The sequence below is a fragment of the Microcoleus sp. S28C3 genome (assembly GCF_036700785.1).
GTDB lineage: Bacteria > Cyanobacteriota > Cyanobacteriia > Cyanobacteriales > Microcoleaceae > Microcoleus > Microcoleus asticus.
Genome location: NZ_JAUBPO010000059.1, coordinates 1 through 26,047, shown reverse-complemented (window position 1 = coordinate 26,047; position 26,047 = coordinate 1). Strand labels below are relative to the sequence as shown.

Below are 26,047 nucleotides of genomic sequence, written 5' to 3'. Positions count from 1 at the left end.
TCTATGATGCTACATTCAAAACTGCGCTGGCTGGCGATTGTACTGGCGGCAATTGCCACTATAACTCTGTCTGCGTGCACTCCAGCCCGATCGAACTTAGTAAACAGACTCATCGTTCCCACCCCCAGCGGCCCGGCCACCTTCAACTACCCCCTAAATCAATCTGCATACAGCGTTTTTGGCTATATGTACGAGGGATTGATCAACGAAAATGGCTTGACATCGGAGTTAGAACCCGGTTTAGCCGAGTCCTGGGAAGTGTCTAAAGATGGCAAAAAGATTGTCTTCACCCTGCGAGAGGGTTTGAAATGGTCGGACGGGGAACCGATGACTACTGATGACATTATCTTCAGCTATGAAAAGATTTATTTCAATGACAAAATTCCTAGCGGTTTGAAAGATACTCTGAGGGTGGGCATGAGTCGCCAATTCCCAAAAGTTAAAAAAATTGACAGCCGCCGCGTTGAATTTTCCGTTGCCGAACCCTTTGCTCCTTTTATTAGATATGCTGGGGGAATCCCTATTTTACCAGCTCATATTTTACAGGAATCTGTAGAGAATACAGATGCAGATGGCAAACCTAAATTCTTGACTACTTGGGACACGGATACTGATCCTCAAAAAATTGTCGGCAACGGTCAATATCGAATGCTGAGCTATACTCCTAATCAGCGCGTTGTTTTGGAACGAAATCCGTATTTTTGGCGCAAAGATGCTGAGGGAAACCTTCAGCCTTACATCCAGCAAATAGTTTGGCAAATTATCGAAAATACTGACAATCAACTGCTGAATTTTCGCTCTGGCGATTTGGATACTCTGGACGTGCAGCCGGAAGTGTTTCCGCTGCTGAAACGGGAGGAAAAACGCGGCAAATATACGGTCTTCAACGGTGGCCCGGATACTGGCAGCGTGTTTATGTGTTTCAATCTGAATAAGGGGCGCAATGCTCAAAATCAGCCGTTTGTAGACCCGGTTAAGTCTCGGTGGTTCGCGACTAAGGAATTTCGGCAGGCGATCGCCTACGGGATCAACCGATCCGCCATGACTAACAATATCTATCGCGGACTTGGGGCACCGCTGCATTCCCCAATTCCGGCGCAAAGTCCATTCTACCTTTCCCCAGAACAGGGATTGAAAACTTACAGTTACGATCTGCAAAAAGCCAAAGAGTTGCTGTTAAGTGCTGGTTTCAAATATAATAGTGAGGGTCAATTATTGGATGTGGAGGGCAACAAAGTCCGATTTACTTTGTTGATGGCTGCGGGTAAAAAAGTTCGGGAACAAATGGGAACGCAAATTAAGCAAGATTTAGGCAAACTGGGGATGCAAGTTGATACACAGTTCCTGAGTTTTAACACTTATGTGGAAAAGCTGCGGTTGACGCGGAATTGGGATACTTACCTCGGCGCTTTTACGGGAGGTACTGAACCGCACAGCGGCTACAATATTTGGTCGGTCAATGGGACTTTGCACAGTTTCAACCAGGGCCCGCAAGCCGGAGAACCGCCGATTAAAGGTTGGGAAGTGTACGACTGGGAGCAGAAAATCGATGACCTTTATGTGAAGGCTTCCCAAGAGCTTGATGAGGCGAAGCGCAAGGAACTTTATGGGGAGACCCAGCGGATTATAGCTGAACAAGTGCCTTTTGTTTATATGGTGAATCCGCTGACTTTTGAGGCGGTGCGCGATCGCATTTCGGGAATTCGCTACAGTGCCCTCGGCGGTGCTTTCTGGAATTTGTACGAGCTGAAGATAACAGAATAGTTATTAGTCAGCACTCAGCACTCAGCATTTATTAGTCTGTAGGGGCCGGTTTTACCAGGGTATGTGCGATCGACCGATCGGATAAATAAACCCGCCCGGAGCAATCTATAGCAGTCAGCAGTCAAATTCATCAGTCATTAATTAATGGAACCTGAAATTTTACAGAATTTACTCGAATCTGTGGCCGCCGGCGATGTGAGTCCGATCGCAGCTTTAGATAAATTAAAGTATTTTGACTTTGAACAAGTGGGGGATTTTGCAAAAATTGACCACCACCGTACTTTAAGAACGGGTTTTCCTGAAGTAATCTGGGGCCCAGGGAAAACCCCAGACCAAATTGTTGAGATTATCGAGGCGATGCGCGGGCGAAATTCTGCGGTGATGGCGACGCGAATTGAACCGGAAGTTTTCAAGCAATTGCAGCAAAAAATACCCGATTTATGCTACTACCAAAAGGCTCGAATTTGTGCAATTTCTGCTGCTAATTCCCCAACTCCGCAGCATCCGGGTACTGTGACTATTATCAGTGCGGGAACGGCGGATTTACCTGTAGCTGAAGAGGCGGCAGTTACTGCGGAACTTTGCGGTTTTCAGGTGCGACGTTTGTGGGATGTCGGAGTTGCCGGCATTCACCGCTTGCTGAGCAATCGGCACGTAATTGCTGATGCTGATGTGTTGATTGCGGTGGCGGGTATGGAAGGCGCTTTGGCGAGTGTGGTTGCGGGTTTGGCAGATTGTCCGGTGATTGCTGTGCCGACGAGTGTGGGTTACGGCGCGAGTTTTGGCGGGATTGCTCCTCTTTTAACTATGCTCAATTCTTGTGCGGCTGGTGTGGGTGTGGTGAATATTGATAACGGGTTTGGGGCGGCAATTTTAGCTTGTCAAATTCTGAGAACTGCTGGCAGAGTGGGGAGAATGAAAGAAGGGGAGAATGGAACAGAGGGGGAATAGTGAGAAACCCCCTCGATTAGACTCGGCGGTTGACACCGCGTCTACAAAAACTGTCGTCCCAGCAGACAGGGACTAAACAATATAGGAGGTATTATTAAAGCCGGATTTGATATTACTTGCTGCCCAGCCAAATCGGATAAGCCGAAGAATCCTCAACTTTCAACTTTTGCGCCTGATAGCTCTTGCTAGTCCAAGTAGCCACTGTTTGCAGGCTTTCTGTCAAAGAACTTTCGCTGCCAAACGCTTCAAATCCCAAAGTCCACCACGCGCTGCCGTTAATGTTCAACTGAGTAAGTTCCACGGTGCAACCTTGGGGAATTGGGGCTTCCACAGGCACAGACATCGGGGAACCAGGGGCCGAAACTTGGTAAAGACGCTGCGCTCGCTTTTTCCTGACTCCCACCCACTTTCCTGTCGCCACAATATCCGCCGGTACCGGGGCCATAGTGTCGGCACATACCCACTTCAGCCACTTCTCGGCCTTGCCTTCCCAGCGGTTGCCGAACTGCATCGCCCCCAACTCTGCCTGCCGCCACTTTACCTCTAATGTTTTCCCGCGCAGCTTCACTCCCAAGTAGTCGCAGCCAGGGACTAGCAAATATATGTCTTCCCGCTCTTCGGGAGGTGAAAGATACCCGCCGAGACTGTCGCTTCCAAACCATTGAGCGATCGATTTTGGCAGCGCACCGCTATAAAACCACCGCATTTCCAGACTGGCCCGCATAAATTTTTCCTCCGTTCCACAATTTTCGTCAAACCCAGACTGGATTTGCCACACACCATCGACTTTTGCGCCTCTCAACTCTATCCTCCCCCCTCCGGGGCCCAGAGTCTACTGTCCACAGTCATACCCTTTTAAATTTTAGATTTTAGATTTTAGATTTGGGAAAGACTGATTATATAAGGGTTTAGAGCTTGCCGACAGTTGCATTTATTTTTGAAAATGGTGTCATATTGAGGTCTTTTTTAAAAAAAAGCTCACAATCCTTTACATATCTTCACAAGTCTGTTACATTTATTTACAGTAGACCAAACGCAATTTAGGAAACAAACATGACTAACAGAGGCTTAATGCTGGACGACCAAGGCAAAATGAACAATTTTGCGATCGAACCGACAGTATATATCGATGACGAACCCCGCACCGGCTTCACCCCCTACGCAGAACGCTTAAACGGCCGCCTTGCCATGATTGGTTTTGTTTCTCTCTTGGCTTTAGAAATTTCTACCAAGCACGGACTGATTAGCTGGCTGACTCACCTGTAATGATTTTGTTAAAAATTAGACTATACGGCTATGCCTCGCGGGCGGTACACAAACGGCGAGCATAGCTTAACTATTTTTAGGGGCAAGGTTTGGTGAGACAATTAAAATTAAATATTTTAGTGTTACCCTACCCGTAAAAATAATGCTCAAACGAATTGCGGCAATACTTCTGGTTGTTCTGAGCCTCACCTTGACCGGTTGTGTATCTAAAGTCACCGGACTCAAAAGCTACGTTGATACTGGCGACGGCTATCAATTTCTCTATCCTAACGGCTGGCTGCCGATCGCGGTTTCTAACGGGCCTGATGTGGTGTTCCGCGATTTGATTCAGCAAACCGAGAACGTCAGCGTGGTAATCAGTCCAGTCCCCAAGGACAAAACCCTGGCGGATTTGGGAACGCCGACCGATGTGGGATACAAGCTCAGCAAAAGTGCGATCGCCCCGAGTGATTCCGGTCGCGAAGCTGAATTAGTCAATGCAGAAGCTCGCGAATCGCGATCGAAAAACTATTACATTTTAGAATATGCCGTTAAGTTGCCCAACCAAGAACGGCACAACTTAGCGAGTGTAGCAGTCAGCCGCGGCAAACTTTTTACGCTTAACGTTTCCACTACAGAAGAACGCTGGCCCAAGGTAAAAGAAGCTTTTGAGAAAGTCGTTAAATCTTTCTCTGTTTATTAGGTTAAAAAGTAGTTAGGAATGGGGAATAGGGCGCAGTGCCTTGGGGATGGGGAATAGTTTATTTTTCTTCCTTCTTCCTTCTTCCTTCTTCCTTATTCCTTCTTCCTTCTTAACTTATGAAAATTCCAACTTTTGTGTTAGCTTCAGCTTCTCCGGCGCGCCGCAGCCTGCTAGAAAATGCTGGCATTCAAGCTGTGATTTGCCCCAGCGACTTTGATGAAGGGCAAATACAAATGAGGGATGCCACTAAATTAGTGCAGGTTTTAGCATCGGGAAAAGCTGAGGCTGTAGCTAAGTTTTTGCTGGCTAATTCTCACCCGCAAATCCCCAATCCCAAATTGTGTTTGGTGTTGGGATGCGATTCAATTTTGCTCATAGATGGCGAAATTCACGGCAAACCGAAGGATGCGGAAGAAGCAATCTCGCGATGGCAAAAAATGCGCGGTAAGGTTGGGGAATTATATACGGGTCATGCTTTAATTGATACTAGATTCGATGACTTTGATGAGGCAAGGTCGCGATCGCTCATTCGCTGTCAAGTTACAAAAGTTCATTTTGCGGAAGTTACCTCGCGCCAAATTGCGGCCTACGTCGCTACCGGAGAACCCCTCGCCTGTGCAGGCTGTTTTGCACTGGAAGGTAAAGGCGGCTTTTTTGTGGAACAAATCGAAGGATGTCACACCAATGTGATCGGTTTGAGCTTGCCTCTGCTGCGGCAAATGCTCAGCGAAATGGGATATGATGTGGCGGATTTTTGGTCTTGAAATGCAGAACTTGGAAACGAATAAAATTTTTTGTAGTAAGGACTAAAGTTCTGATAGAGGACTTTAGTTCTTACTATAAACCTCTGAGGATTATCCAAGGGCGATCGAGCTTTCAGACACAGAGGTAAACTGAAGTTGAGCCGGCGACACATCTTTCACCAAACCCAGAATATTTCCGGTACTAGCTTCCCTAATCACCGTCGCCTTAGTATTTAAAATTCTAAAATCAGCGGTTCGAGGCTGTCCCGGAGGAAAAGGGCCATTGCTATCGTAATCTCTGGCATCACCAATTGTTAAAAACTTTTCAGTCAAAACAATGTCATTTTGCGTTAACCCTGAAGCTAATCCAATGACATCTCCTTGAGCTGGATTGTAATCCAGAATAAAATCTGCAGGCACTTCATCTGTATTAAAATTGGGAACTGAAGGCGGTTGATCCGAACCAATTTCCCGCGATGTTGCTTCCGCTTCTCTTTTGATGACAAACAAATCTGCGCCTTCTTTTCCCCAAAGTCTATCAATTCCAGCATCACCGATTAGGGTATCGTTTCCACTGTCTCCGACTAAAGCATCATTCCCTTTACCGCCGCGAATAAAGTCATTGCCCGTGCCTCCGTAAGCGTAGTCATCGCCTTGATCTCCGCTGACTAAATCGTTGGCGCATTCTCCGTAAAGTATGTCAAAATCTTGACCGCCGCGAATAGTATCGTTGCCGCAACCTCCGATTAAAGTATCTATGCCGCTGTTGCCGTTCATCAGTTCTGCACCACCTGAACCTCTGACGAAATCGTTGCCGGCTAAGGCCCGCAAACCTCCCGGAGTGTTGCGCAGAATTCCATTTGCTAATAAAAATGCGTCGTCATTGGGAGTTAAGTCAAAAAAGTTGGGGTCGCTGGGATTTGGCAATGGGGCTGTTAATAATTGAATGTTAGGCGGATCGGGAATAATTGGGTCTGAATTTTCAGCTAATGCTATAATTTCTCCGACGGTTGTTTCTAACATCTTAGGTCTCTCCTTTGTTAAGTGACTTTGTTGATATTCTGATTTTAACAAATGTTTCAATTAGAAACTCTGCGTGAATGGGCGGTTAAAAAATTTAAATTACTGTCAAAATTGCCTCTGGTCGTTCGGCAACAAGCCTAGCTTATTGACACCAAGCTGCCCAAATCCGCAAATATTTTGAACTGTGCAGCAATAATTCTGGGGATCGCGTACTCTATTACCCGTCAGCAGTCAGCGTGGGAAAGCCAACAGACTGCCAAATGTCATCAAACCGTGAGTAAGGTCAGGAATCGTTAATATGCTAGACACTGCGATCGAATTTATTAAAGCCAGAGAAATCCTCGACTCCCGCGGCCGCCCCACCATTGAAGCTGAAGTTTACCTAGCTAACGGTGTTGTCGGGCTCGCACAAGTGCCCAGCGGCGCGTCTACAGGCTCTTTTGAGGCCCACGAACTCCGCGACGGCGACAACAAACGTTACGGTGGCAAAGGAGTCCTGAAAGCCGTCGCTAACGTCGAACACAAAATTGCCCCCGCTTTGGCTAATCTGGATGCGATCGACCAAGCGCAGGTAGACAAAACCATGATTGACTTGGACGGTTCCCCCAACAAGTCCAACCTCGGCGCAAATGCCATTCTCGGAGTCTCCTTAGCCACAGCAAAGGCTGCTGCCGAGACTTTAGGGCTCCCCCTTTACCGCTACTTGGGCGGGCCCTTAGCTAACGTTTTACCCGTGCCTTTGATGAACGTCATCAACGGCGGCGCCCACGCCGACAATAATGTGGACATTCAAGAATTTATGATTGTCCCTGTGGGTGCCCCATCTTTTAAAGAAGCTTTGCGCTGGGGTGCAGAGGTATTTGAATCCCTGAGCAAAGTCTTAAAAGCTGAGGGTTTGCTGACTGGTGTTGGTGATGAAGGCGGTTTTGCGCCTAATCTTAAATCCAATCAAGCAGCTTTGGATTTGTTGATTGCAGCTATTGAAAAAGCTGGCTACAAGCCAGGTGAACAAGTTGCTTTAGCTTTGGATGTTGCTGCTAGCGAATTTTACAAAGATGGACAGTACACTTACGACGGTGTGGCTCATTCGCCAGCAGAATTAATCGATTATTTGGATGGTTTGGCCGGAAAATATCCGATTGTTTCCATTGAAGATGGTTTGCATGAAGACGATTGGGACAGTTGGGTAGCGCTGACGCAGAAAATGGGCAGCAAAGTTCAATTGGTGGGTGACGATTTGTTTGTTACTAATCGCACGCGGCTGCAAAAAGGGATTGATTTGAAAGCTAGCAATTCGATTTTGATTAAGCTGAATCAAATTGGTTCTTTGACGGAGACTTTGGATACGATCGACCTCGGTAAACGGAACAGTTATCGATCGGTCATCAGCCACCGTTCCGGTGAAACTGAAGATACCACAATTGCCGATTTGGCGGTAGCGACTCGTGCCGGCCAAATCAAGACCGGTTCTCTGTGTCGCAGCGAACGGGTGGCTAAATACAACCGTTTGTTACGGATTGAGGATCAATTGGGCGATCGGGCAATTTATGCTGGGTCGATCGGTTACGGGCCAAAATAACACTGGATAATTGGTAATTGGGCATCTGGCAATTTTAGATTTTAGATTTTAGATTTTAGATTGAAGAATTGATTAGTAACTTCAATCTAAAATCAGCAATCGTAAATCTAAAATCGGATGGGCATCGGGCATCGGGCAATTTTAGATTGAAGAATTGAAGAATTGAAGAATTGATTAGTAACTTGAATCTAAAATCTAAAATTGGAAATCTAAAATCGGATGGGCATCGCGCATCGGGAATTTAGATTCTGTAGATACAAGGGGCGGGTTTTACAAACAATGATTGCCTAAAAACCAATCATCTCGTAAACCAGCCCCGACCCAATTACCAATTACCAATTCTCAATTAAGGATAGAAAGCCAATTGAGGCAAACCCAAAGTTTCTTCCCAACCCATCATCAAGTTCATGCACTGGATGCCTTGACCGGCTTGTCCCTTAATTAAATTGTCGATCGCCGATAGCACAATCACCCTGTCAGTACGCGGATCGACTTCGATGCCGATATAACAAAGATTCGTACCGCAAGCCCATTTTGTTTGCGGATAAACCCCAGCCGGTAACACTTTTACCCAAGGACAATTGCGGTAAAAAGCGCTGAAAATCGTGATTAAATCTTCCCGCACCAAACCCGGATCGCGCAAAGTTGCGTAAACAGTCGCCAGAATTCCCCGTACCATCGGAATTAGGTGAGGAGTAAACTGAACTTTAATATCGTGTCCGGCTAAATCGCCACAAATTTGCTCGATTTCTGGCGTGTGGCGGTGGCGGCCAACACCGTAAGCGCCCAGAGAACCCTCTGCTTCAGCCAACAAGAGATTAACTTCGGCTTTGCGGCCCCCCCCAGAAGCACCGGATTTGGCGTCGATAATTGCTGTTTCTGGCACGATCAGACCTTGTTTGAGCAAAGGTGCCAGGGCTAATAAACTAGCAGTAACGTAGCAGCCGGCACAGCCTACTAACTGAGCGTCTTTAATTCGATCGCGATACAATTCTGGCAAACCGTAAACAGCCGTTGCAGCCAGTTCAGAGTCCGATCGCTCGCCGCCGTACCAAGCTTTGTAAGTTTCCAGATTTTCAAATCTGTAATCAGCCGACAAATCCAAGACTTTGCAGCCTTTTTCTATCAGCGTCGGTGCCATTTTGCAAGCTAAACCGTTCGGCAGCGACAGAAACACAACTTCACATTTTGCCGCTATTTTTTCTAGGTCGATCGCCTCGATTGTCAAATCAATGCAGTTAGTCAGATGCGGATAAAGGCTGGAAAAAGGTTTTCCCGCACTGCTATCCCCACCCAAATAGACTACTTCAGCCAGTGGGTGATCCGCCAGCAGTCGCACAAGTTGCACGCCGCCGTACCCTGAAGCGCCGATAATTCCTACAGGCACACGTCCAACATCTCCCATTTTCCTTTATCCCCTCAGCCTTTGAAGTCAAAAACGCTTGAACTTTTGCTGCATTGTAGTACCAAACGCCAACTTTGGGAGCAAAGAATTGTGTCGTTTTGTTTGGGAGGTGCATTTTTGTGAATTTTCGGGTGTTTGACCGCGCCCAAAAACGGATACAAAGCCCCGACTCCTTTCCTGGAGAGTTCAAAATTTTAGACCAAAGTTCCACCTTCCAGATTCAAAGCTGCAAGTAAATCTAAAATCTAAAATCTAAAATCTAAAATCGACTGACCGATCGCCAAAACCCTAAAATTAACAAACGGATCTGCGATCGTGCTATAAAAAACTTACTTTAACCCATCCCCAAACCGGAGATTAACCTTTTTCGCTCGAAGCTCGAAGCTCAACCTCCATCCGTTAAATCTGTTAAATTTTGTACACGGCTTCGTTGCCGAACTTCCTATGGGCATAGTTGTAGAAAACGTATCAAAACAGTTTGGCAGTTTCCAAGCACTCGATCGGGTCAGCTTAGAAATTGAATCCGGTTCCCTAGTCGCATTGCTGGGCCCGTCTGGTTCCGGCAAGTCTACGCTGCTGCGGCTGATTGCCGGTTTAGAAATGCCCGACTCCGGCAAAATCTGGCTGACAGGACAAGATGCGACCAATACTAGCGTCCAAGACCGCAAAATTGGGTTCGTGTTTCAGCACTACGCGCTATTCAAGCACATGACAGTGCGAAAAAACATCGCTTTCGGGATGCAAATTCAGAAAACACCGCCCGCGAAAGTCAAATCGCGGGTAGAAGAATTGTTGAATTTAGTGCAATTGGGAGGATTGGGCGATAGATACCCGTCGCAACTTTCTGGAGGCCAGCGACAGCGGGTGGCCCTCGCCCGAGCCCTGGCTGTGGAACCGAAAGTTTTACTGCTAGACGAACCTTTTGGAGCTCTCGATGCCAAAGTTCGCAAAGATTTGCGTGCTTGGTTGCGGCGGCTGCACGACGAAGTTCACGTTACCACAGTCTTTGTGACGCACGATCAAGAAGAAGCAATGGAAGTTGCCGATCGCATTACAGTAATGAATAAAGGTAAAATCGAACAAGTAGGCACACCCGCAGAAATTTACGACCATCCAGCCAGTGCTTTTGTAATGAGTTTTATCGGCCCCGTCAATGTATTGCCCAGCAGTTCGAGGATGTTTCAAGACAACGGCTTTGACTCAGCCAACCCAGAGATTTTCTTGCGCCCTCACGACGTAGTAATTGAAACTACAGAAAATAGTGCAACAGTGCCTGCAAGAATCAGTCGCTTGATTCATTTGGGATGGGAAATTCAGGTAGAATTAACCTTAGATGACGGTCAAGTAGTAAACGCTAATTTGACGAGAGAAAAATTCGATAGCTTGCACTTGCAGCCCCAGCAAAGAGTGTTCGTAAAGCCGAAAGATGCCAAGTCCTTTCCACTTTTTTATTCAATCTGATACCAATTCTTAAAAAAAGACCTAAATTGAGATTGGATACGACATTTCAAGGGACACGGCATCGTGCCGTGTCCCTAATCTTTTATACTGACAAATGTCGGTTGACTACTGCGCGCTGAGTTAGTCTTTGATTTTACCAACAGCTTTTTTGACTTGTTGCTCAAAGGATGTAGCGTTTGTGTTGGAAGGATTTTTCATTTTTTCAATGTCAGCGTCTCCCTGAACTTCGTTAGGTCCTTTGTTCGCTTTTTCTTGAGTTTCTTCCAAGGACATTGGTTTTTTCAGTACAACTTCTTGAGATTCTTTTTCAATCCCTAAAAGTTGGTCTTCACCTTTGGTGGTGCTGCTGGTAACGGCAAAAGCCGGGAAAGCATTAGAAACAAACATTAAGGCACAAAAACAAACAGCTATTAAAGTGCGAACTAAACGCTTGGTAGGAAAGTTAAAGCTGATAAAAGACATACAGAATTTCTCCGTTTTTAGAAGTTTTGATCGTCGCTAAGATTGTTAACAGGCTGAAACTAACTCAAATTCTGCACAATCTTTAACTTAAGTTTGAGAAAAGCAACCGTTGCTCTCTCTCAAATCGAGCTAATATATAATATCTAGCTGAAAAAGCTGAGATTTGAAATCCTTCTCAGGGAATATTTCTAGATGACTGGCGCGGGTCGCCCCAACACATTTATGTAGAAGGCACTTGTGTAGAATCACAAAAATTCTATATAAGTGCCTTCGGATGCGCCTCACATATGGGTATCAATGTCAGTAACGGGTTTTATCGTGGGGTGGGGGCGGATTTATTTAGCCTGTTTGCACTGTGAGAGGGCGCTGGAGTGAACCTGCAGAGCGGTTTGTTGAAAATGTTGCAAGATATTGAGATGCGCCCGACTATCCACCCACTGACTAATGACTAATGACTAATGGCTGCTGCTGTCGCACGGGAACTTGACATTTTGCTAGATAAGTTTTAATTTCTCCTACACTGAGCTGCCCGTAATGCAGCAGGGAAGCCAGCAGTGCAGCTTCTGCTTTGCCCTGTGTCACGGCTTCGTAGATGTGGTGACAGTTGCCGGCGCCGCCGGAAGCAATGACGGGAATTTCGACAATTTCGGCGATGCTTCGGGTTAATTCCAAATCGTAACCGGCTTGAGTGCCGTCCGAGTCCATGCTTGTCACCAGAATTTCGCCAGCGCCGCGCTGTTCGGCTTCTTTGGCCCAGGCGATCGCATCTTTGCCGGTATTTTCTCGCCCTCCGCGCACGTACACGTCCCAACCGGGATTATCTGCATCTTGCCGTTTGCGGGCGTCGATCGCGATTACAATGCACTGATTGCCAAATCGATCGCTGGCTTTGTCAATTAAACTCGGATCGCGCACCGCCGCCGAATTAATACTCACCTTGTCTGCGCCCGCCCTCAATAAACTTTTAATGGTGTCTAAGGATTGGATGCCGCCGCCCACCGTCAAAGGGATAAATACTCGATCGGCCGTTCGGTACACCACATCAATAATAATGTCCCGGTCTTCGTGAGTCGCGGTAATGTCCAAAAACACCAACTCGTCAGCACCCGCATCATTGTAAACCTGAGCCATTTCTACGGGATCGCCAGCATCCTGAAGGTTGACAAAATTGACACCTTTGACCACGCGACCGGCTTTCACATCCAGACAAGGCAAAATTCTTTTCGACAACATAAAATTCTCGTGTTTCTAATTTATTGACCGCCGCAGCGAGGAAAAGGCTTTGTTGATATCTTCAAAAACCAGAAGTTAAGCAACAAATCTTAAAGATACCTTGTGTTTAACAATTATCGGTCTGAGCCGGAGAGCCATTTTTCAGTTTTTTTACGCCCCCTCAACATAAATAAAACTTGGCTCGCAGTGGGAGCCGTGACATTAGGTAGAATATTGGTACACAGTTATATTTTCGGCAAAAAGCAGCAAATTTAACTCCCCAGATACATTTTTGGGGTGAAAAATATGGCACTTTCGCTTATGATCTAACAATAACTACCTTCGCTGGCGATCGAATTGTGGTTCGGCAATCCTGTATGGGTCCGGTGCATCGACGATCGACTAAACAATTTTAGATTTGAGAACGGCAGATTTGAGGTTTTTTAGCAGCAATCTCAGTTATAAGCGGCGCGGTAAAGTTAAAATTTTAAGTTTAAAACCTCAAATCGGTTGACTTGATGTAGTTTCTAGGGCTGTGGTGACTTTGCAAGCCAATCCACATTTGGTACTTCGTACAGAAAAAAGCGGCAATCGCTACTTGCCGCTCTCCGGCAGCAATTGCTGGACAGTAGGCCGGAGCGATGACAATAATTTTGTACTGACCGATCGCTGGATTTCCCGTAATCACGCGATGTTACAGCAAATGGAGACAGGAGAGTTCTACCTGATCGACTTGGGCAGCCGCAACGGTTCCTTTGTCAACGGGCGGCGCGTCAGCATTCCTGTCACTCTCAGAAATGGCGATCGGATTATTTTTGGTCAAACCGAATTGGACTTCTACAACCCAACCGGCGGCCACCGGATAGAGCCAATACACGACACAGACTCTGACGATTTTACGGCGACTTTGACGGTGCGCAGCCTGATTAGCGTCATGGTAATGGACATCCGAGACTTTACTATTTTGACTAGGCAGCTAGACGAAACCCTACTCTCAGAAGTCATCGGCAGTTGGTTCCGCAAAGCAGGACTGATCATTCGCGAACACGGCAGTTGGGTGGACAAATACATCGGCGATGCCATCATGGCCGTCTGGTTCCACAAAACCAGCGGTGTCAGCAGCGACGAAATGATGCGGATTTGCCAAGCTTTGAGCGAACTGCACCAGGCAACAGACGAACTCAGCAGCCGTTACCCCCTGCCTTTTCCTTTGCGAGTCGGGGCCGGCATCAATACCGGTTATGCAATGGTGGGAAATTCTGGCAGCAGCGACCGATCGGACTATACCGCCTTGGGAGATACTGTAAACGCAGCATTTCGCCTGGAATCTTGCACCAAGCAACTCGGCAAGGATATCGCTGTGGGAGAAACGACCTACAAATACCTGACGCAATTGGGTGCCCAGGACGCTTTCGAGCAGCACACAGTTTCTTTGAAGGGTTACGACACTCCCACCGTGACTTACGGCGGTACTTATGCTGACTTGAACGCTTTTCTCAAAATGAAAGGAAAGAATTCTCGATAGCTACAAAATTGGGTGGGGGCAAAAATTAACCCTTTAAAATGCCAGTCCGAGCTGTTAATTTGGAGGGTCTTCTATAAACTTGCCTGCGATGCCTAAATTGGCAGAGGTATCATATATCGTCCGTGATGTCAATACCTTAATGTAAAGTTTATAACAGCCCTCTACGTGTTGCGGATTTATCTGAAAAACTGCATAAGCAAAATGGTAGTCTCTACATAAATGCTGTGTATGAAATTAGGAGACAAAACTTCATGAAACGATTGGGTCGTCTATTGGCAGTATTGGGCTTAGTGCTGGGCTGCTTTGCATGGGCTGGAGACGAAAGCGCGATCGCGGCGACCTTGAGCCGTATCGTCTTGCCATCATCCTCGCTCCTAGCTGTTGAAGCTCCGGTTAGAACCAATCGCGCCGATGACAAGCTTGCCACAGAATACGGCAAAAAACTTGATTTGAACAACAGCGCCGTCCGGGACTTTCGGGACTTTCGAGGGTTGTATCCCACTTTAGCTCGAGTAATTATTAAGAATGCTCCTTACGAAAAAGTTGAGGACGTACTCAACATTTCAGACTTGACGGAAGCTCAGAAAAAAGTGCTGCAAGCTAACCTGGACAAATTCACCGTAACTGATGTTGAATCAGTCTTTATTGAAGGAGACACCAGATTAAATAATGGTCTCTACGACTAGGTAGCAGCGGGCCTCATTTAAAGGCAGAAGTCATTTGGCAGAAGGCATTCGGTAGAAAGAAAAGATTTTTTTTCTAGAGGCTGATGACTTCTGCCTTTAATTTATCAAAACTTACTTTCAACCACTATTCGGAAAAAGCCTGCCAAAATTCCCTAGATTGAAATAAGCGGGTTCCCCAGATTCATCTGTATACTCAATTCTTTAATCTAAAATCTAAAATATAGACTCGATCGACAGACATTAGTTCTACTCCCCAGATTCATCTGTGGAGTTAATTCTAAAATCTAAAATCTAAAATCTAAAATCGACTGGCGGCAGACTTATGACTGACAAATTTGACGTATTGGTAATAGGTGCTGGCGCGGCGGGTTTGTACACAGCACTTTGCCTGCCAGAGCATTTGCAGGTGGGCTTGATCAATAAAAATACCCTTCCTGTTTCTGCTAGTGATTGGGCTCAAGGAGGGATTGCCGCGGCGATCGCCCCTGAAGATTCGGCAGAGCTGCACATTCAGGATACACTGGCTGCCGGAGCCGGTCTTTGCGATTTGGAGGCGGTGAAATTTTTAGTCGAAGAAGCTTCAGCTTGCATTGACTCCCTCGTGAAAATGGGCGTTGCATTCGATCGCACCGGCCCAGATTTAGCCCTCACCCTAGAAGCTGCCCACTCCCGCCGCCGAGTTCTCCACGCCGCCGACACTACGGGCAAAGCCGTTATCAGTACGCTGACAGCAAAAGTATTGGGCCGCAAAAACATTCAACTCGTATCCCCTGCCTTTGCTTTGAGTCTGTGGCTAGACGAAACCGGGCGCTGTCAGGGGATTAGCTCGATTTGCGGCTCACAAGTCAAGTGGCTGCGGGCCCAGGTAGTGGTGCTGGCAACAGGCGGCGGCGGACAGGTTTTTGCTCAAACGACCAATCCGTCGGTAAGTACCGGGGACGGGGTGGCAATTGCTTGGCGCGCCGGGGCGCTGCTGCGAGATTTAGAATTTGTGCAGTTTCACCCGACAGCGCTGAGCACTGCGGGCGCGCCTCGGTTTCTCCTTAGCGAAGCGGTGCGGGGAGAAGGAGCTCATTTGGTTGACAGTAAAGGATATCGCTTTGCTTTTGACTCTCACCCCAGCGGGGAACTCGCCCCTCGAGATGTTGTCAGCCGCGCTATTTTCCGCCACTTGCAGAAGACGGGAGAGCCTCATGTTTGGCTGGATATGCGCCCGATTGCTGTCGATCGACTGCGCTACAGGTTTCCGAATATTATTCAAGTGTGCGCTGATTGGGGAATTGATATTTTTTCCGAACCGGTGCCGGTGACGCCCGCTGCCCATTACTGGATGGGAGGGATTGTGGCTGACAAGTTCAACCAAACGTCGATTCCGGGTTTGTACGCGGTGGGAGAAACTGCGAGCACGGGGGTACACGGCGCTAACCGATTGGCGAGCAATTCGCTGCTGGAGTGTCTGGTTTTTGGGGCGCAGATGGGACTTTTGCAGCTAGAAGGTGGAAGGCCCGAGGCATTCGCAGATCAGTTTGAGGCGGGGGAAATCTTAGAAAAATCGATTTCTGAAAAGGACATTGAGGCGATCGAAAAGTTGCGGGTCGAATTACCGAATTTGGTGTGGCAGAGTGCGGGAATTTGCCGGGGACAACGCGATTTGGAAAGTGCGATCGTCCAAGTTGAGATTTGGCGGCAAGAATTTGCCTCGTTGCCTTTGAGTCAAACGCTTGATAATTTGCAGCCCGGACAAATTATTGATTTTTCGCCTGCTGATGCGGAGAATAGCTCGATTTTGCGAAATTGGGGAGAAGTTGGCAATTTATTGGATATCGGCTACTTAATTGTCAAAAGTGCTGCGTTTCGCACGGAAAGCCGCGGCGGTCACTACCGGGTGGACTATCCTCTCACAGATCCGGATTGGTGCACGCACACCTTAATTCACTACTGCAATTGGTACAAATCTGCTGCTCGATCGGGGCAAATAGAAGATTGAAAAATGGGGGTCAGCGCGTCCCCGTACCGTCACTTTTGGGGTTCCCGTTCGGGGCTGGTTCGTATTTTTCGTAAGTTCCAAACCTAGATGTTGGTGTAAATGTCCCAACTGTGGAGGTCGATCGATCTTTTGTTAAGTTGGTAGTGGAGTTGCTGGCAAGTCGAGCCGCATTTGCGGTCCCGACTGTATTTACTTGCAGGCAGGCAGCCAGAGTTGCCGTTGTTGTGAGCTTAATCAAAGTACGCATATTATTCACAGCCTTATTCAAATCACCGAAGTAGATGCACGTCCCTACCGCCTATTATATCTATCAATTTCCGTAGTTCCACTGATATATTTACATTTTCTTTAATTAACTTTCATAAGTTTACGTAAACTGGTTTAATTTAAGGCTTTTTGACGATTATAATTGGGTTTCCAGTATCAGGTTTTGATTTTTTTAATAATTTGTAACATTTAGATGAAACGGCAATTTGCTGTAAAAATTTTCATATTTTTGTAAGTCTATCTAATGACAGATGACAGACCAGACAAGTTAAGAGTATACATTTCAATTTTTTGGACATTTTTGTGAACGGTTTCAAAAAGTTTACATGGCTTACGGTTTCAGGAGCTATTTTTTCCAAGCTAGCTGCACATCGGACACCTTAAAATAATATCACCCCACGACTGAATCAGGGTTTGAGGTTTAAAACTTGCTCAAATTTTGTCCGAATTATTGAGAATTTTAAATTAAAAAATTGAATAATTAGGAATGACTGATGAAGATCGTGGTTTGGAGTTTACCTACAGTAGCATTATTGTTTTAAAGTGGTATTAATTAAAAAATTGATATTGATTTTTTCCGCATTCCTTAGCACGATACATCGCAACATCGGCATTCTTGACTAAAATGTCTGGCTCTGAACCGTCAATGGGATATAAACTAATGCCAATACTTGTAGTTACAGAAACGGTATGTTCTTCTAAAATGAAAGGCTGCACGATGGCGTAGCAAATTTTTTCAGCTACTTTCGCAGCTTCCTCGCGACCTGGAATTGCGGGCAGAATGACTGTGAACTCGTCGCCGCCCAGCCGCGCAATAGTATCGCTGCCGCGCAAGGATTTTTTGAGCCGACTGGCAAAAGTTTTTAACAGCAAATCGCCCACATTGTGTCCGAGAGTGTCGTTGATTGACTTAAATCCATCTAAATCTAAAAATAGTAAAGCTACCAATTCCTGATTGCTGGAGGCTCTTTCGAGAGACTGATTCAAGCATTCGTAAAACATTTTGCGGTTGGGCAAACCCGTGAGAGCATCGTGATCGGCTTGGTGGCTGAGTTCAGCATTTTTTCGTTCTAGGGCATTTTCCCGGAGTTGGCGCTCGGTAATATCTCTGATTGCTCCGACTAAAAATAGGTTGCCGGCAGCATCTTGATGCAGGGATCTTTTAGTAGCAATCAGATGCGTAATTCCGTGAGCGTCAGTAAAATATTCTTCATTTTCTCGCGGCTGGTGAGTTTGAAATACTAATTCGTCTTGCTGCCAAAATATCTCGGCTTCAGCTTGGGGAAATAAATCGTAATCAGTGCGGCAGGTTAAAATTTCTAAAGGATAGCCGATAAAGCGACAATATGCCTGATTCAAAACAAGGCAGCGGTGATTTCGATCTTTTACAAAAATGGGGTCGGGAATTGTATCGATTAGCGATTGTAAAAATTCTTTAGACCGTTTTAATTCTTCTTGCAAGTGAGCCAGATAACCCACAACAGCGGCACCAGAACCCACAAGACTGAGGATTGGAGGAATTAACGGCAGCCACCAACCAGCTAAAAAAGCTAAGTATAAACAGGCACTCAAACCGAGACTGATACTTGACAAACAGTAAACCGATCGACGTAGCGATCGCAAATTCCAACTCACACTTGCTCCCGCCCAAGACCAGAGTAAAATCCACAGCAACTCGGCAACCTCTGGCCAGACATTGATCCCCCCGCGCCCGTCGAGGGCTGCACTTAAAATTTGGCTCAAGAAATGAGCCTGAAGCTCGACTCCCGGTATTTGCTGGGGAGGAGCAAACCAACCCGAGCTGTAAGAATTTTGGTAAAAGTCTCTGAGGCTGGGGGCAGTTGAGCCGATCAAGACAGCGCGCGATCGCACAAAATCAGCGGGTACTTTGCCAGAAAGCACGTCGCTCATCGATACAGTGCGGAAACGGCCTCGCGCGCCGCGCAGGTTGGCCAAAATTTGATAGCCGCGGCTGTCCGCTCTAACGTAAGCACCGTCGTTAGGTTGAAAAGGCTGAAAAACTCCCTTACCTAACTGCAAGTATTGAGGATTGACTGTTGCTGGTTGAGGGAAAATTTTTTCGCTTTCGAGGTAACGCAAAGCCAGTGTCAGCGCTAAACTTTCATGAGTTTCGCTGTCTCCGGGCCAAGAATAGAGCAAAGTTCGGCGCACTTTTGAGTCAGCGTCGATGACAACGTTGTTGAAACCGATTCGATCGAGCTTGTCAAGTACCGGAGGTGGCCGAACTCCGAACCTGGCTTCGTCTGGCATCAACTCAATGCCGATTAAGTTGGGAATAGTTTGAAAAGTTTTGAGCAATTCGGCGTTACCCGGTTGAGTTGGTAAATCTCGGTAAACGTCGAGGCCGATCGCCCGCGGCTTGCCAGCGTGCAATTTTTTCAGCAATTGGGCCAATACAGCATCGGAAATTGGGTAGCCGTATTTTTGCAAGTCAGCTTCCTTAATTTCTACAATGACGATGCGCGAGTCAATTGGTTCGGCCGGCCGCCAGCGCACAAAGTAGTCGAAAGCAGCCCATTCCCACACCTGAAAAAAGCCGAACCAGCGCATTACAATGACCGTACCAGCAACGGCACTCGCAGTAATCAATACTCGGCGTTCTCGATCGAGCCATTTTTTGAGAGTTTTTAGCATATTTTCGGGATTTTTGCCTCGCTCTTCGAGCATCTAAGCTACTACTACATATAGCTTTTAGATCTCCGGGACTATCGGCTCAGTCGATTTTATATTTTATTTTTTATTTTTTAGATTATCCAATTTTTTGATTTTTCGGTGCGGGCAAGTCGATTTTAGATTTTATTTTTTATTTTTCGGTGCGATCGGCCTGCAACAACATAAACCGGGTTGCTCAACCAAAATATATGATTTCAACAATGAGTCTGGAAGCAGAAATCCGGTTTCTTGAGTTTTTGTGTATAGCAGATGTTGAAAGCCCTTAGGCTCCGCGAGCGGGCAAGTCGCGGTTCGTGAGCGAAGTCGAAGGACAGGGTAAAAAGAAGGAAGAAGGAAGATCGAAGTTGCTATCAACGGCAATGGTTTCAGCAATTAAGAACTTTCTCAACATCAGGCACAGTTGCTATAGAGGTTTTTGGGTAGATGAGTTACATAATCACACTTAAAAAGTAAAAAGCTTAGCAACACTGGTTTCGGCGTATTTGATTTTTGCGATCGCCGCTATCTACCTAGTTTGTACTAATTTTTTATTGATTATAGAGGCAAGATTTTAGATTGATTTCGCAGCACTAGACAACTATCAACTAAGCTAAAAATCAGGACATTTCCTGGCAATAAACCTAAAATCTGCCATCTATAATCACAAACTTTTTCTATCTGTTTTGAAAGTTGCGCGGGCCGGTGTAACCCGATAATTCAGCGAGTTTATCCAAAGATTGCGTCCCGGAATAAAACTGACCTTTAATCTCCCAAGTAGGGAAACCTTTAATATTCGCAGCAGCAGCTTGGCAAATTTCAGCGCGGGAATTTTGCCCCTTGGGATCGCATTCAACGTAATCGATTATCGCAGCACCTTCTTTACCAAAAAGCATTTTTTGGTCGTGGCAGTGGGGACACCAGTAAGCGCTGTATTGTTTCGCCCCGATTTGTCTGAGGTGGCGGGCTAAAGCAAGTTGTGCCGGGCCGGAGGTTGTAGTGACGGCAGGGGGTACAATTCCGGGGGTAGAGACAGAAGCAGCAGGTGAGTTGACACTGTTATAAAGTCCCAAGGCGCCGATCGAACTGACCATTGCCACCAAAATGCCTGTAAATACTAACTGTCCGATATCTTCCCACTCGCGCCCGACTAGCACCAGCACAAACAGCGACAGTGAAATTACGGCGGAACTGATGCAATAAATGCACAGTTCCTTAATTTCAAAAGCCATCAAATACATCAAATAGCTGCTGAAAATTACCATCGCAGCGGTGATGATAAATAGCGCTTGCCAAGTTTTGTTTTCTAGTTGAGAGTGCAGTCCTTTATTGGTGTTGGGATTGACGGCTTTGGGAGCCAATGCCAGGATTGCTATGCTCAGGTAAGCCAGACAGCCTAACAAACTTAAAGGCACTGTGCCAAAGACTGTAGCGTAGGGACTGTTGAGAACTTTGTCGCAGCCGCTGGTGGGACAAATGACCGAGCCTGTCGTGAATTTAGCGATCGTGAGATAGGCCGTTTCTACGACGCCGATGGCTGCGATCGCTCCTATCACAGTCCTAGACCAGCGATGAATCCAAGGGGTTGAACGTCGGCGAATCATTTTTTGATTTGGTAATTGGTAATTGGGACGTTGAAAGAAGAAAGAAGTTGAGCAACCAGCAATGTACGGGATTTAACAAATTAAACGGATGGATATTGAAGGAAAAAGTCAAAAGTCAGAAGTCAGAGCAAAAAAAGAGCTATCCGTTTATCTGTGACTTCCTGTCGTGAATCAAGGGAATTGATAATTGGAAATTGGTAATTGGGAATTGATAATTGATAATTGGGAATTGATAATTGGTGCTTTCTTTCACTATTAGGTCTTTGTTTTCAGCTATTACCGATTACCGATTACCGATTACCCCTTCCCATTTTACGTTTTACTTTTGACTTTGCCCGGTTCTGGTGTTGACCCTCTTGAGCCATTAGCGTCTCTGTTTTCCTGTTCGCGTTCTTTCTGTGACAAGCTGCGGCGGGCGGCTTCTACAAACTGACTAACGCGGATCGGATCGATCGGCTGCTCGATGCGGCCGTTTCGCTTCAGGGAACTGGATACAATTACGCCGTCAGCCGCCTGCATGAGGGTGGAAATGTTTTCCCACGAGGCGCCGCTGCCGATGAAAACTGGAATTCCCGCCGCTGCTGCACTCGCAAGTTCTAAGTCTTCGAGATTGGGAGGGCTGCCAGTTGTCCAGCCGGAAAGGATCACGGCGTCGGCTAAAGCCCGCCCGATCGTCTCTTGGACGGCTGTGGTCAAGTTGGGGCTGCCTAAGGGTCGCCCGTGCTTGACTAACACGTCTGCTAATATTTTGACATCGCTGCCCAATTCCCGGCGGTAGCGCAGTAGCTGGTGAGCTTGGCCTTCAATTAAGCCCTGGTCTGTAGCCATGATGCCGTTGAGGACGTTGACACGGATGAATTGAGCACCACTGCAGGAGGCGATGGCGATCGCGCTGTGGGCGTCGTTTCGCAGCACGTTAACGCCGATCGGCAACGTCACGAGATTTGTTAGCCTCTCGACTACCAGAGTCATGGCACTTACCACAGCCGGGTCTACGCTGTCTTTGGCAAAAGGAGCGTCGAAAAAGTTCTCGACTATGATACCGTTTGCGCCACCAGAAGCCAGCGCTGTAGCCTCTTGCTCGGCTCTTCCGATAATAGCTTTGAGGTTTCCGCCCCAGCGGGGAGAAGTTGGCAAAGGCTGTAAATGTACGACACCGATTATGGGATTCGGCGTTTTGAATATTTGTTTTAAGTCCACGGATTTTCCTGAAACCACCAAGTTCACTGACGGCTGACGGCGGATTTTGACGGTATATTCTAGAATTCTATATCCACGGGGGCGATTCGGTTGAGTTAATCGGGCGGCCAAGTGCCTCAAACCCCTAAGCTATAACATTTTAGATTTTAGATTTTAGATTTTAGATTTTCCAAGGGCGACCTACTGATTTCACTCAAAGACGGATACTTGCTTCAAGACAGGAATCCTGTAAAGCAAAAAAGTTGAGATTTTAGGGAGATATCCCAGATTCATCTGTGGAGTGAATGCTTTAATCTTTAATCTAAAATCGACTGGCCACAATCGGGTTTGAGAGCTTGAGTGCAGTTGCATTCTTTTTTATACCTTGGTGTCGGCAGGGGTTTTTCCTTCTCTATCGAGGTTAAGTGGTGAAAGTTGTTCTCATAATTTTGGCTGTAATCTCCGGATTGTGGGCAGCAATCGAAGTGCTGCTGCGGGTGCTGCTGGGTTTTGGCAATCCCTTGATTTACATTGCCGATACCGAGTGCGGCTATTTGTTGGCGCCCAACCAGAAGGTGCGTCGCTTGGGCAACCGGATTGAGATTAACGAGTATTCGATGCGTACCGGAGCGATCGCCCCTATACCCCCTCCAGAAACTCTGCGTGTCTTGCTGTTGGGAGATTCTGTCGCCAACGGCGGTTGGTGGACACATCAGACCAATACGATCTCGGAAATTATGACTCGGCAGTTGAGACTGCAAGTACAGAATCTGGCGAGCGATGTACAATTAGCTTCAAAAGTCAAGTATTCAGATTTTGAAGTTCTCAACGCCTCAGCCAATTCTTGGGGGCCGAGGAATCAACTTGCTTACGCCAAGCGGTTCGGTGTTTTTGGGGCCAAGGCTTTGGTGTTGCTGCTCAATACGGACGATTTGTTTGCATCCGCTCCCTGTGGGGAGGTTGTGGGCCGCGATCGATCTTACCCGGATCGCAAACCCCGATCTGCCACACTAGATTTATTGAGCCGCTACCTGTTACCTGCAGTGCCGGCTCGCCAATTAGCAGAACCCGGAGCTGAAAGCTCAGATGTAGTCGGCTGCAACTTAGAAGCTATTCGCCAAATCCAGAAAATAGCTATATCCGCCAACGTCCGGTTTTTGCTTGCGGTGACGCCCAAGCTGGGCGAATTCGGCGACCTGGGCCCTCGCGACTGGGAAGTCAAGGCTAGAGAGCGTCTCGCCGAACTCGTGGAAACAGAGAAAATTACTTACATAGATTTTCTTCCCATTTTCAATTGTGCGGCGCAACTTCCAAGTTTGTATCGAGACAGCATTCACCTGAGTCCTCAAGGAAATCAGCTAGTGAGCAAAACCATCAGTCGTCAAATAGTCGCTCTTTTTTGGCACAAATCGTGATTTCACCCAAAAACGGATACTTGCCCCCGGATTAGATTGTGGAGAGCAAAAAAATTTAAACCTTAGTTCAAGCCCCCAAATTCATCTGTGGAGTCAATCTCTAATCTGGAATCTCAAATCTAAAATCGACAGTTTAATCCCCCAATGGGGATATCGAGTCAATCTCAAATCTAAAATCTACAATCTAGAATCGACAAATCAAGCCCCCAGATCGATCTGTGGAGTCAATCTAAAATCTAAAATCTACAATCTCAAATCGACTGACATCGAATCCGGTTGCATGGGAACAGTTACCGTCTTCAACAAACAACAAACCCAAACTGTAAAAGCACCCGGAAACGACACGATTTGTCTCGATTTAGCTAACTTGCAAAGTAGACTCTAGCTCTTTGGGATACCAAGCTTGACCGTCGAGAGCCATTTGCTCGATCGAACTCGCAAGCCGCAGAGCTTTGAGAGCTTGTTCTCCTCCCACAGAAGGCTGATTTCCACCCCGCACGCAATTAATAAAATGCTCCAACTCTGCGTGGAGCGGTTCAATATTGCTGGTGTAAACTTTCTCGATCAACCCATCTTGACGGTAAAGCACCTGACCGTAATCCGTCACGTAGTTGGCGGTTGTTTGTCGGTGAATCAAGATTTCGTTGTTGAGAAAATCTGCCTCTGTCAGAGAATTTTTGCAGTGAGCCACGATTGAACGGAGTTTGCGGTGCGTCACCTTACTGGCAGTCAAGGTGGCGACAATGCCGTTAGCAAAGTTCAGCGTCGCTGTCACGTAGTCTAAATAACCTGAATCTGAGGCTCTGCTGCCGCTGGCCGTCAGCTTCACCACTTGGGAATCTGCCAATTCCAGCAGCAAGTCAATGTCGTGGATCATTAAATCCAAAACTACCGATACGTCGTTAGCCCGCTGGGAATAAGGACTCATCCGGTGAGCTTCCAATGCCAGTAACTCTTCAGTTTTCAGCACTTTGCCGAGTTCCTGAAAAGCTGGATTGAAGCGCTCGATGTGACCCACTTGCAAAATCCGGTGGGCCTCAGCAGCCGCGTTGACCAAAGATTCGGCTTCGGCAATGCTAGCCGCGATCGGCTTTTCAATTAAAACGTGAACTCCCGCTTGGAGACAAGACATCCCCACAGCGTGGTGCAGGCGAGTTGGAACGGCGACGCAAACTGCATCTACGTGGGCGAGCAAATCCCGGTAGTCTTCAAAGAAGCGAACCCGGTATTTGCTTGCTACATCTATTCCCCGCTCTACATTTATGTCTGCAACACCCACGAGTTCGATATCTTTTAGCAAGCTCAGAACTCGCGTGTGGTGCTGGCCCATATTGCCAACCCCAATCACCCCAATGCGGAGGGGTTCAGGTTGACTTCGCTGGGCGAAAACGTTTGCGTATCCCAATGACATCCTATCTAGCACTCCTGGATTCTCCTCCACCACCACAGGAATCAAGCCCCTTGGCTTCCCTCAGCTACTCACAGCCATCCAGATAGTACCACAGTCAAACTATTTGTGAAGAATTTCTAAGTTCAGTTTTAGGATTATAGCGTCAGGCAATTAAACAGAAGCTACTCATACACAAGGGCAGAATACCGGGGTAAAATTTGTGGACATTACGTATTGACAAAAATTATTAAATATGTAGTAACAGCGGGGCGATCGTCCGCAGCATCGCAACAACACAAACCCGTCGAAATATTTGGCGATTACGATCAAACATTTTTCTGGTTTCTGTTCAAAAGTAATAGTGAAAGCCCTACATTATACAAGCACAACAGATAACGCATCCGTATTAGTTCGGTTATTTACATTCGACAATCTTTGACTTCAAAAAAATTTACTTTAAGAATGTGGATTATTACGGGCGATCGCTCACTCAAATAAACTAGACTGACGTAAAGCTTAATATAAAAAACAATGTGTCAAAAACTAAGGCCCAGATTAGGAAGTGCGATCGCTACGACAATTTTAAGTTTGTGTTCATCTGTGTTATTGGTAGGAGTAGACAAAGCACAAGCCGCCTTACTCACCTACACTTTCGATGCGGGCAATCCCTTCTATTCCCCCCCTGGGTCTAGAAGTTTTGGTAGTGCCCTGAAGGAAAGGATCGAGAGAATAAAACTGAATTCAAAGAAAAGTAGGCATTTAGAGTTGTAAATTAG

The 26,047-nt window shown here is 46.7% G+C and carries 21 protein-coding genes; 11 read left to right on the top strand and 10 right to left on the bottom strand.

Annotation, left to right across the window (positions count from 1 at the left end; translation table 11 throughout):
- Positions 1-3: 3 nt before the first annotated feature.
- A complete protein-coding gene (locus QUA13_RS18230; protein WP_333200727.1) occupies positions 4-1,764 on the top strand; it encodes an ABC transporter substrate-binding protein in 1,761 nt (586 codons plus the stop codon).
- 144 nt (positions 1,765-1,908) lie between these two features.
- Positions 1,909-2,715 carry a nickel pincer cofactor biosynthesis protein LarB gene (gene larB / locus QUA13_RS18225; protein ID WP_333200688.1) on the top strand — a complete coding sequence of 269 codons (807 nt, stop codon included), beginning with the start codon at positions 1,909-1,911 and terminating at the stop codon, positions 2,713-2,715.
- Between the two features lie 112 nt (positions 2,716-2,827).
- Here larB and QUA13_RS18220 read toward each other — a convergent pair whose 3' ends face one another.
- The gene (locus QUA13_RS18220) at positions 2,828-3,439 is read right to left on the bottom strand and encodes a hypothetical protein (protein ID WP_333200686.1); all 612 of its coding nucleotides are present in this window, start codon (positions 3,437-3,439) and stop codon (positions 2,828-2,830) included.
- Between the two features lie 329 nt (positions 3,440-3,768).
- Here QUA13_RS18220 and QUA13_RS18215 point away from each other — a divergent pair, with 329 nt between their 5' ends.
- From QUA13_RS18215 to QUA13_RS18205, 3 genes are all read left to right on the top strand, one after another.
- Complete coding sequence (locus QUA13_RS18215; RefSeq protein WP_172191937.1) at positions 3,769-3,981, top strand: chlorophyll a/b-binding protein; 213 nt, start codon at positions 3,769-3,771, stop codon at positions 3,979-3,981.
- A 142-nt stretch (positions 3,982-4,123) separates the two neighbouring features.
- Positions 4,124-4,663: a photosystem II reaction center PsbP gene (psbP, locus tag QUA13_RS18210; RefSeq protein ID WP_172191939.1), complete on the top strand. Its 540-nt coding sequence runs from the start codon at positions 4,124-4,126 to the stop codon at positions 4,661-4,663.
- Positions 4,664-4,779: 116 nt separating this feature from the next.
- Complete coding sequence (locus QUA13_RS18205; protein ID WP_333200685.1) at positions 4,780-5,427, top strand: nucleoside triphosphate pyrophosphatase; 648 nt, start codon at positions 4,780-4,782, stop codon at positions 5,425-5,427.
- Positions 5,428-5,517: 90 nt separating this feature from the next.
- On the opposite strand, the gene QUA13_RS18200 is transcribed toward QUA13_RS18205, so the two are convergent.
- Positions 5,518-6,429, bottom strand: a complete 912-nt coding sequence (locus QUA13_RS18200) for a calcium-binding protein (RefSeq protein WP_333200684.1) — start codon at positions 6,427-6,429, stop codon at positions 5,518-5,520.
- A 298-nt stretch (positions 6,430-6,727) separates the two neighbouring features.
- Between QUA13_RS18200 and eno the strand changes: the two genes are divergently transcribed.
- The gene (gene eno / locus QUA13_RS18195; protein ID WP_333200682.1) at positions 6,728-8,008 is read left to right on the top strand and encodes a phosphopyruvate hydratase; all 1,281 of its coding nucleotides are present in this window, start codon (positions 6,728-6,730) and stop codon (positions 8,006-8,008) included.
- Between the two features lie 346 nt (positions 8,009-8,354).
- Here eno and argC read toward each other — a convergent pair whose 3' ends face one another.
- Positions 8,355-9,413, bottom strand: coding sequence for an N-acetyl-gamma-glutamyl-phosphate reductase (gene argC / locus QUA13_RS18190; protein ID WP_333191790.1), 1,059 nt, complete (start codon positions 9,411-9,413; stop codon positions 8,355-8,357).
- Positions 9,414-9,857: 444 nt separating this feature from the next.
- Here argC and QUA13_RS18185 point away from each other — a divergent pair, with 444 nt between their 5' ends.
- On the top strand, positions 9,858-10,874 hold the full coding sequence (locus tag QUA13_RS18185; RefSeq protein ID WP_333200680.1) for a sulfate/molybdate ABC transporter ATP-binding protein: 1,017 nt from the start codon (positions 9,858-9,860) through the stop codon (positions 10,872-10,874).
- Positions 10,875-10,994: 120 nt separating this feature from the next.
- Here QUA13_RS18185 and QUA13_RS18180 read toward each other — a convergent pair whose 3' ends face one another.
- Together QUA13_RS18180 and hisF are read right to left on the bottom strand one after the other, a co-directional pair.
- Positions 10,995-11,336: a low temperature-induced protein gene (locus QUA13_RS18180; RefSeq protein ID WP_333200678.1), complete on the bottom strand. Its 342-nt coding sequence runs from the start codon at positions 11,334-11,336 to the stop codon at positions 10,995-10,997.
- Positions 11,337-11,777: 441 nt separating this feature from the next.
- Positions 11,778-12,569 carry an imidazole glycerol phosphate synthase subunit HisF gene (hisF, locus tag QUA13_RS18175; protein WP_172191953.1) on the bottom strand — a complete coding sequence of 264 codons (792 nt, stop codon included), beginning with the start codon at positions 12,567-12,569 and terminating at the stop codon, positions 11,778-11,780.
- Positions 12,570-13,083: 514 nt separating this feature from the next.
- On the opposite strand from hisF, the gene QUA13_RS18170 reads away from it, so the two are divergent.
- The 3 genes from QUA13_RS18170 to nadB all read left to right on the top strand — a co-directional run bounded on the left by QUA13_RS18170 (position 13,084) and on the right by nadB (position 16,746).
- Complete coding sequence (locus QUA13_RS18170) at positions 13,084-14,073, top strand: adenylate/guanylate cyclase domain-containing protein (protein WP_333200675.1); 990 nt, start codon at positions 13,084-13,086, stop codon at positions 14,071-14,073.
- A 251-nt stretch (positions 14,074-14,324) separates the two neighbouring features.
- The gene (gene psbU, locus QUA13_RS18165; protein WP_172191957.1) at positions 14,325-14,759 is read left to right on the top strand and encodes a photosystem II complex extrinsic protein PsbU; all 435 of its coding nucleotides are present in this window, start codon (positions 14,325-14,327) and stop codon (positions 14,757-14,759) included.
- Between the two features lie 322 nt (positions 14,760-15,081).
- Complete coding sequence (nadB, locus tag QUA13_RS18160) at positions 15,082-16,746, top strand: L-aspartate oxidase (RefSeq protein WP_333200673.1); 1,665 nt, start codon at positions 15,082-15,084, stop codon at positions 16,744-16,746.
- A gap of 10 nt (positions 16,747-16,756) precedes the next feature.
- Here the strand turns inward: nadB and QUA13_RS18155 are convergent, their stop codons facing one another.
- From QUA13_RS18155 to btpA, 4 genes are all read right to left on the bottom strand, one after another.
- On the bottom strand, positions 16,757-16,993 hold the full coding sequence (locus tag QUA13_RS18155; RefSeq protein ID WP_333191781.1) for a hypothetical protein: 237 nt from the start codon (positions 16,991-16,993) through the stop codon (positions 16,757-16,759).
- Positions 16,994-17,562: 569 nt separating this feature from the next.
- Complete coding sequence (locus tag QUA13_RS18150) at positions 17,563-19,701, bottom strand: CHASE2 domain-containing protein (RefSeq protein WP_333200671.1); 2,139 nt, start codon at positions 19,699-19,701, stop codon at positions 17,563-17,565.
- A 659-nt stretch (positions 19,702-20,360) separates the two neighbouring features.
- Positions 20,361-21,287 (bottom strand): vitamin K epoxide reductase family protein, encoded by a 927-nt coding sequence (locus QUA13_RS18145; protein ID WP_333200669.1) that lies wholly within the window; start codon positions 21,285-21,287, stop codon positions 20,361-20,363.
- Between the two features lie 312 nt (positions 21,288-21,599).
- Positions 21,600-22,487 (bottom strand): photosystem I biogenesis protein BtpA, encoded by an 888-nt coding sequence (gene btpA / locus QUA13_RS18140; RefSeq protein ID WP_333200667.1) that lies wholly within the window; start codon positions 22,485-22,487, stop codon positions 21,600-21,602.
- A gap of 407 nt (positions 22,488-22,894) precedes the next feature.
- Between btpA and QUA13_RS18135 the strand changes: the two genes are divergently transcribed.
- Complete coding sequence (locus QUA13_RS18135) at positions 22,895-23,881, top strand: GDSL-type esterase/lipase family protein (RefSeq protein WP_333200665.1); 987 nt, start codon at positions 22,895-22,897, stop codon at positions 23,879-23,881.
- A gap of 358 nt (positions 23,882-24,239) precedes the next feature.
- Here the strand turns inward: QUA13_RS18135 and QUA13_RS18130 are convergent, their stop codons facing one another.
- Positions 24,240-25,292, bottom strand: a complete 1,053-nt coding sequence (locus tag QUA13_RS18130) for a Gfo/Idh/MocA family protein (protein ID WP_172192820.1) — start codon at positions 25,290-25,292, stop codon at positions 24,240-24,242.
- Positions 25,293-26,047: the final 755 nt, after the last annotated feature.

What these genes read in the sequence shown, in the direction of transcription:
- QUA13_RS18230 (WP_333200727.1), top strand. Translation starts at nt 4, where the DNA reads ATGATGCTACATTCAAAACTGCGCTGGCTGGCGATTGTACTGGCGGCA.
- larB (WP_333200688.1), top strand. Translation starts at nt 1,909, where the DNA reads ATGGAACCTGAAATTTTACAGAATTTACTCGAATCTGTGGCCGCCGGC.
- QUA13_RS18220 (WP_333200686.1), bottom strand. Translation starts at nt 3,439, where the DNA reads ATGCGGGCCAGTCTGGAAATGCGGTGGTTTTATAGCGGTGCGCTGCCA.
- QUA13_RS18215 (WP_172191937.1), top strand. Translation starts at nt 3,769, where the DNA reads ATGACTAACAGAGGCTTAATGCTGGACGACCAAGGCAAAATGAACAAT.
- psbP (WP_172191939.1), top strand. Translation starts at nt 4,124, where the DNA reads ATGCTCAAACGAATTGCGGCAATACTTCTGGTTGTTCTGAGCCTCACC.
- QUA13_RS18205 (WP_333200685.1), top strand. Translation starts at nt 4,780, where the DNA reads ATGAAAATTCCAACTTTTGTGTTAGCTTCAGCTTCTCCGGCGCGCCGC.
- QUA13_RS18200 (WP_333200684.1), bottom strand. Translation starts at nt 6,429, where the DNA reads ATGTTAGAAACAACCGTCGGAGAAATTATAGCATTAGCTGAAAATTCA.
- eno (WP_333200682.1), top strand. Translation starts at nt 6,728, where the DNA reads ATGCTAGACACTGCGATCGAATTTATTAAAGCCAGAGAAATCCTCGAC.
- argC (WP_333191790.1), bottom strand. Translation starts at nt 9,413, where the DNA reads ATGGGAGATGTTGGACGTGTGCCTGTAGGAATTATCGGCGCTTCAGGG.
- QUA13_RS18185 (WP_333200680.1), top strand. Translation starts at nt 9,858, where the DNA reads ATGGGCATAGTTGTAGAAAACGTATCAAAACAGTTTGGCAGTTTCCAA.
- QUA13_RS18180 (WP_333200678.1), bottom strand. Translation starts at nt 11,336, where the DNA reads ATGTCTTTTATCAGCTTTAACTTTCCTACCAAGCGTTTAGTTCGCACT.
- hisF (WP_172191953.1), bottom strand. Translation starts at nt 12,569, where the DNA reads ATGTTGTCGAAAAGAATTTTGCCTTGTCTGGATGTGAAAGCCGGTCGC.
- psbU (WP_172191957.1), top strand. Translation starts at nt 14,325, where the DNA reads ATGAAACGATTGGGTCGTCTATTGGCAGTATTGGGCTTAGTGCTGGGC.
- nadB (WP_333200673.1), top strand. Translation starts at nt 15,082, where the DNA reads ATGACTGACAAATTTGACGTATTGGTAATAGGTGCTGGCGCGGCGGGT.
- QUA13_RS18155 (WP_333191781.1), bottom strand. Translation starts at nt 16,993, where the DNA reads ATGCGTACTTTGATTAAGCTCACAACAACGGCAACTCTGGCTGCCTGC.
- QUA13_RS18150 (WP_333200671.1), bottom strand. Translation starts at nt 19,701, where the DNA reads ATGCTCGAAGAGCGAGGCAAAAATCCCGAAAATATGCTAAAAACTCTC.
- QUA13_RS18145 (WP_333200669.1), bottom strand. Translation starts at nt 21,287, where the DNA reads ATGATTCGCCGACGTTCAACCCCTTGGATTCATCGCTGGTCTAGGACT.
- QUA13_RS18130 (WP_172192820.1), bottom strand. Translation starts at nt 25,292, where the DNA reads ATGTCATTGGGATACGCAAACGTTTTCGCCCAGCGAAGTCAACCTGAA.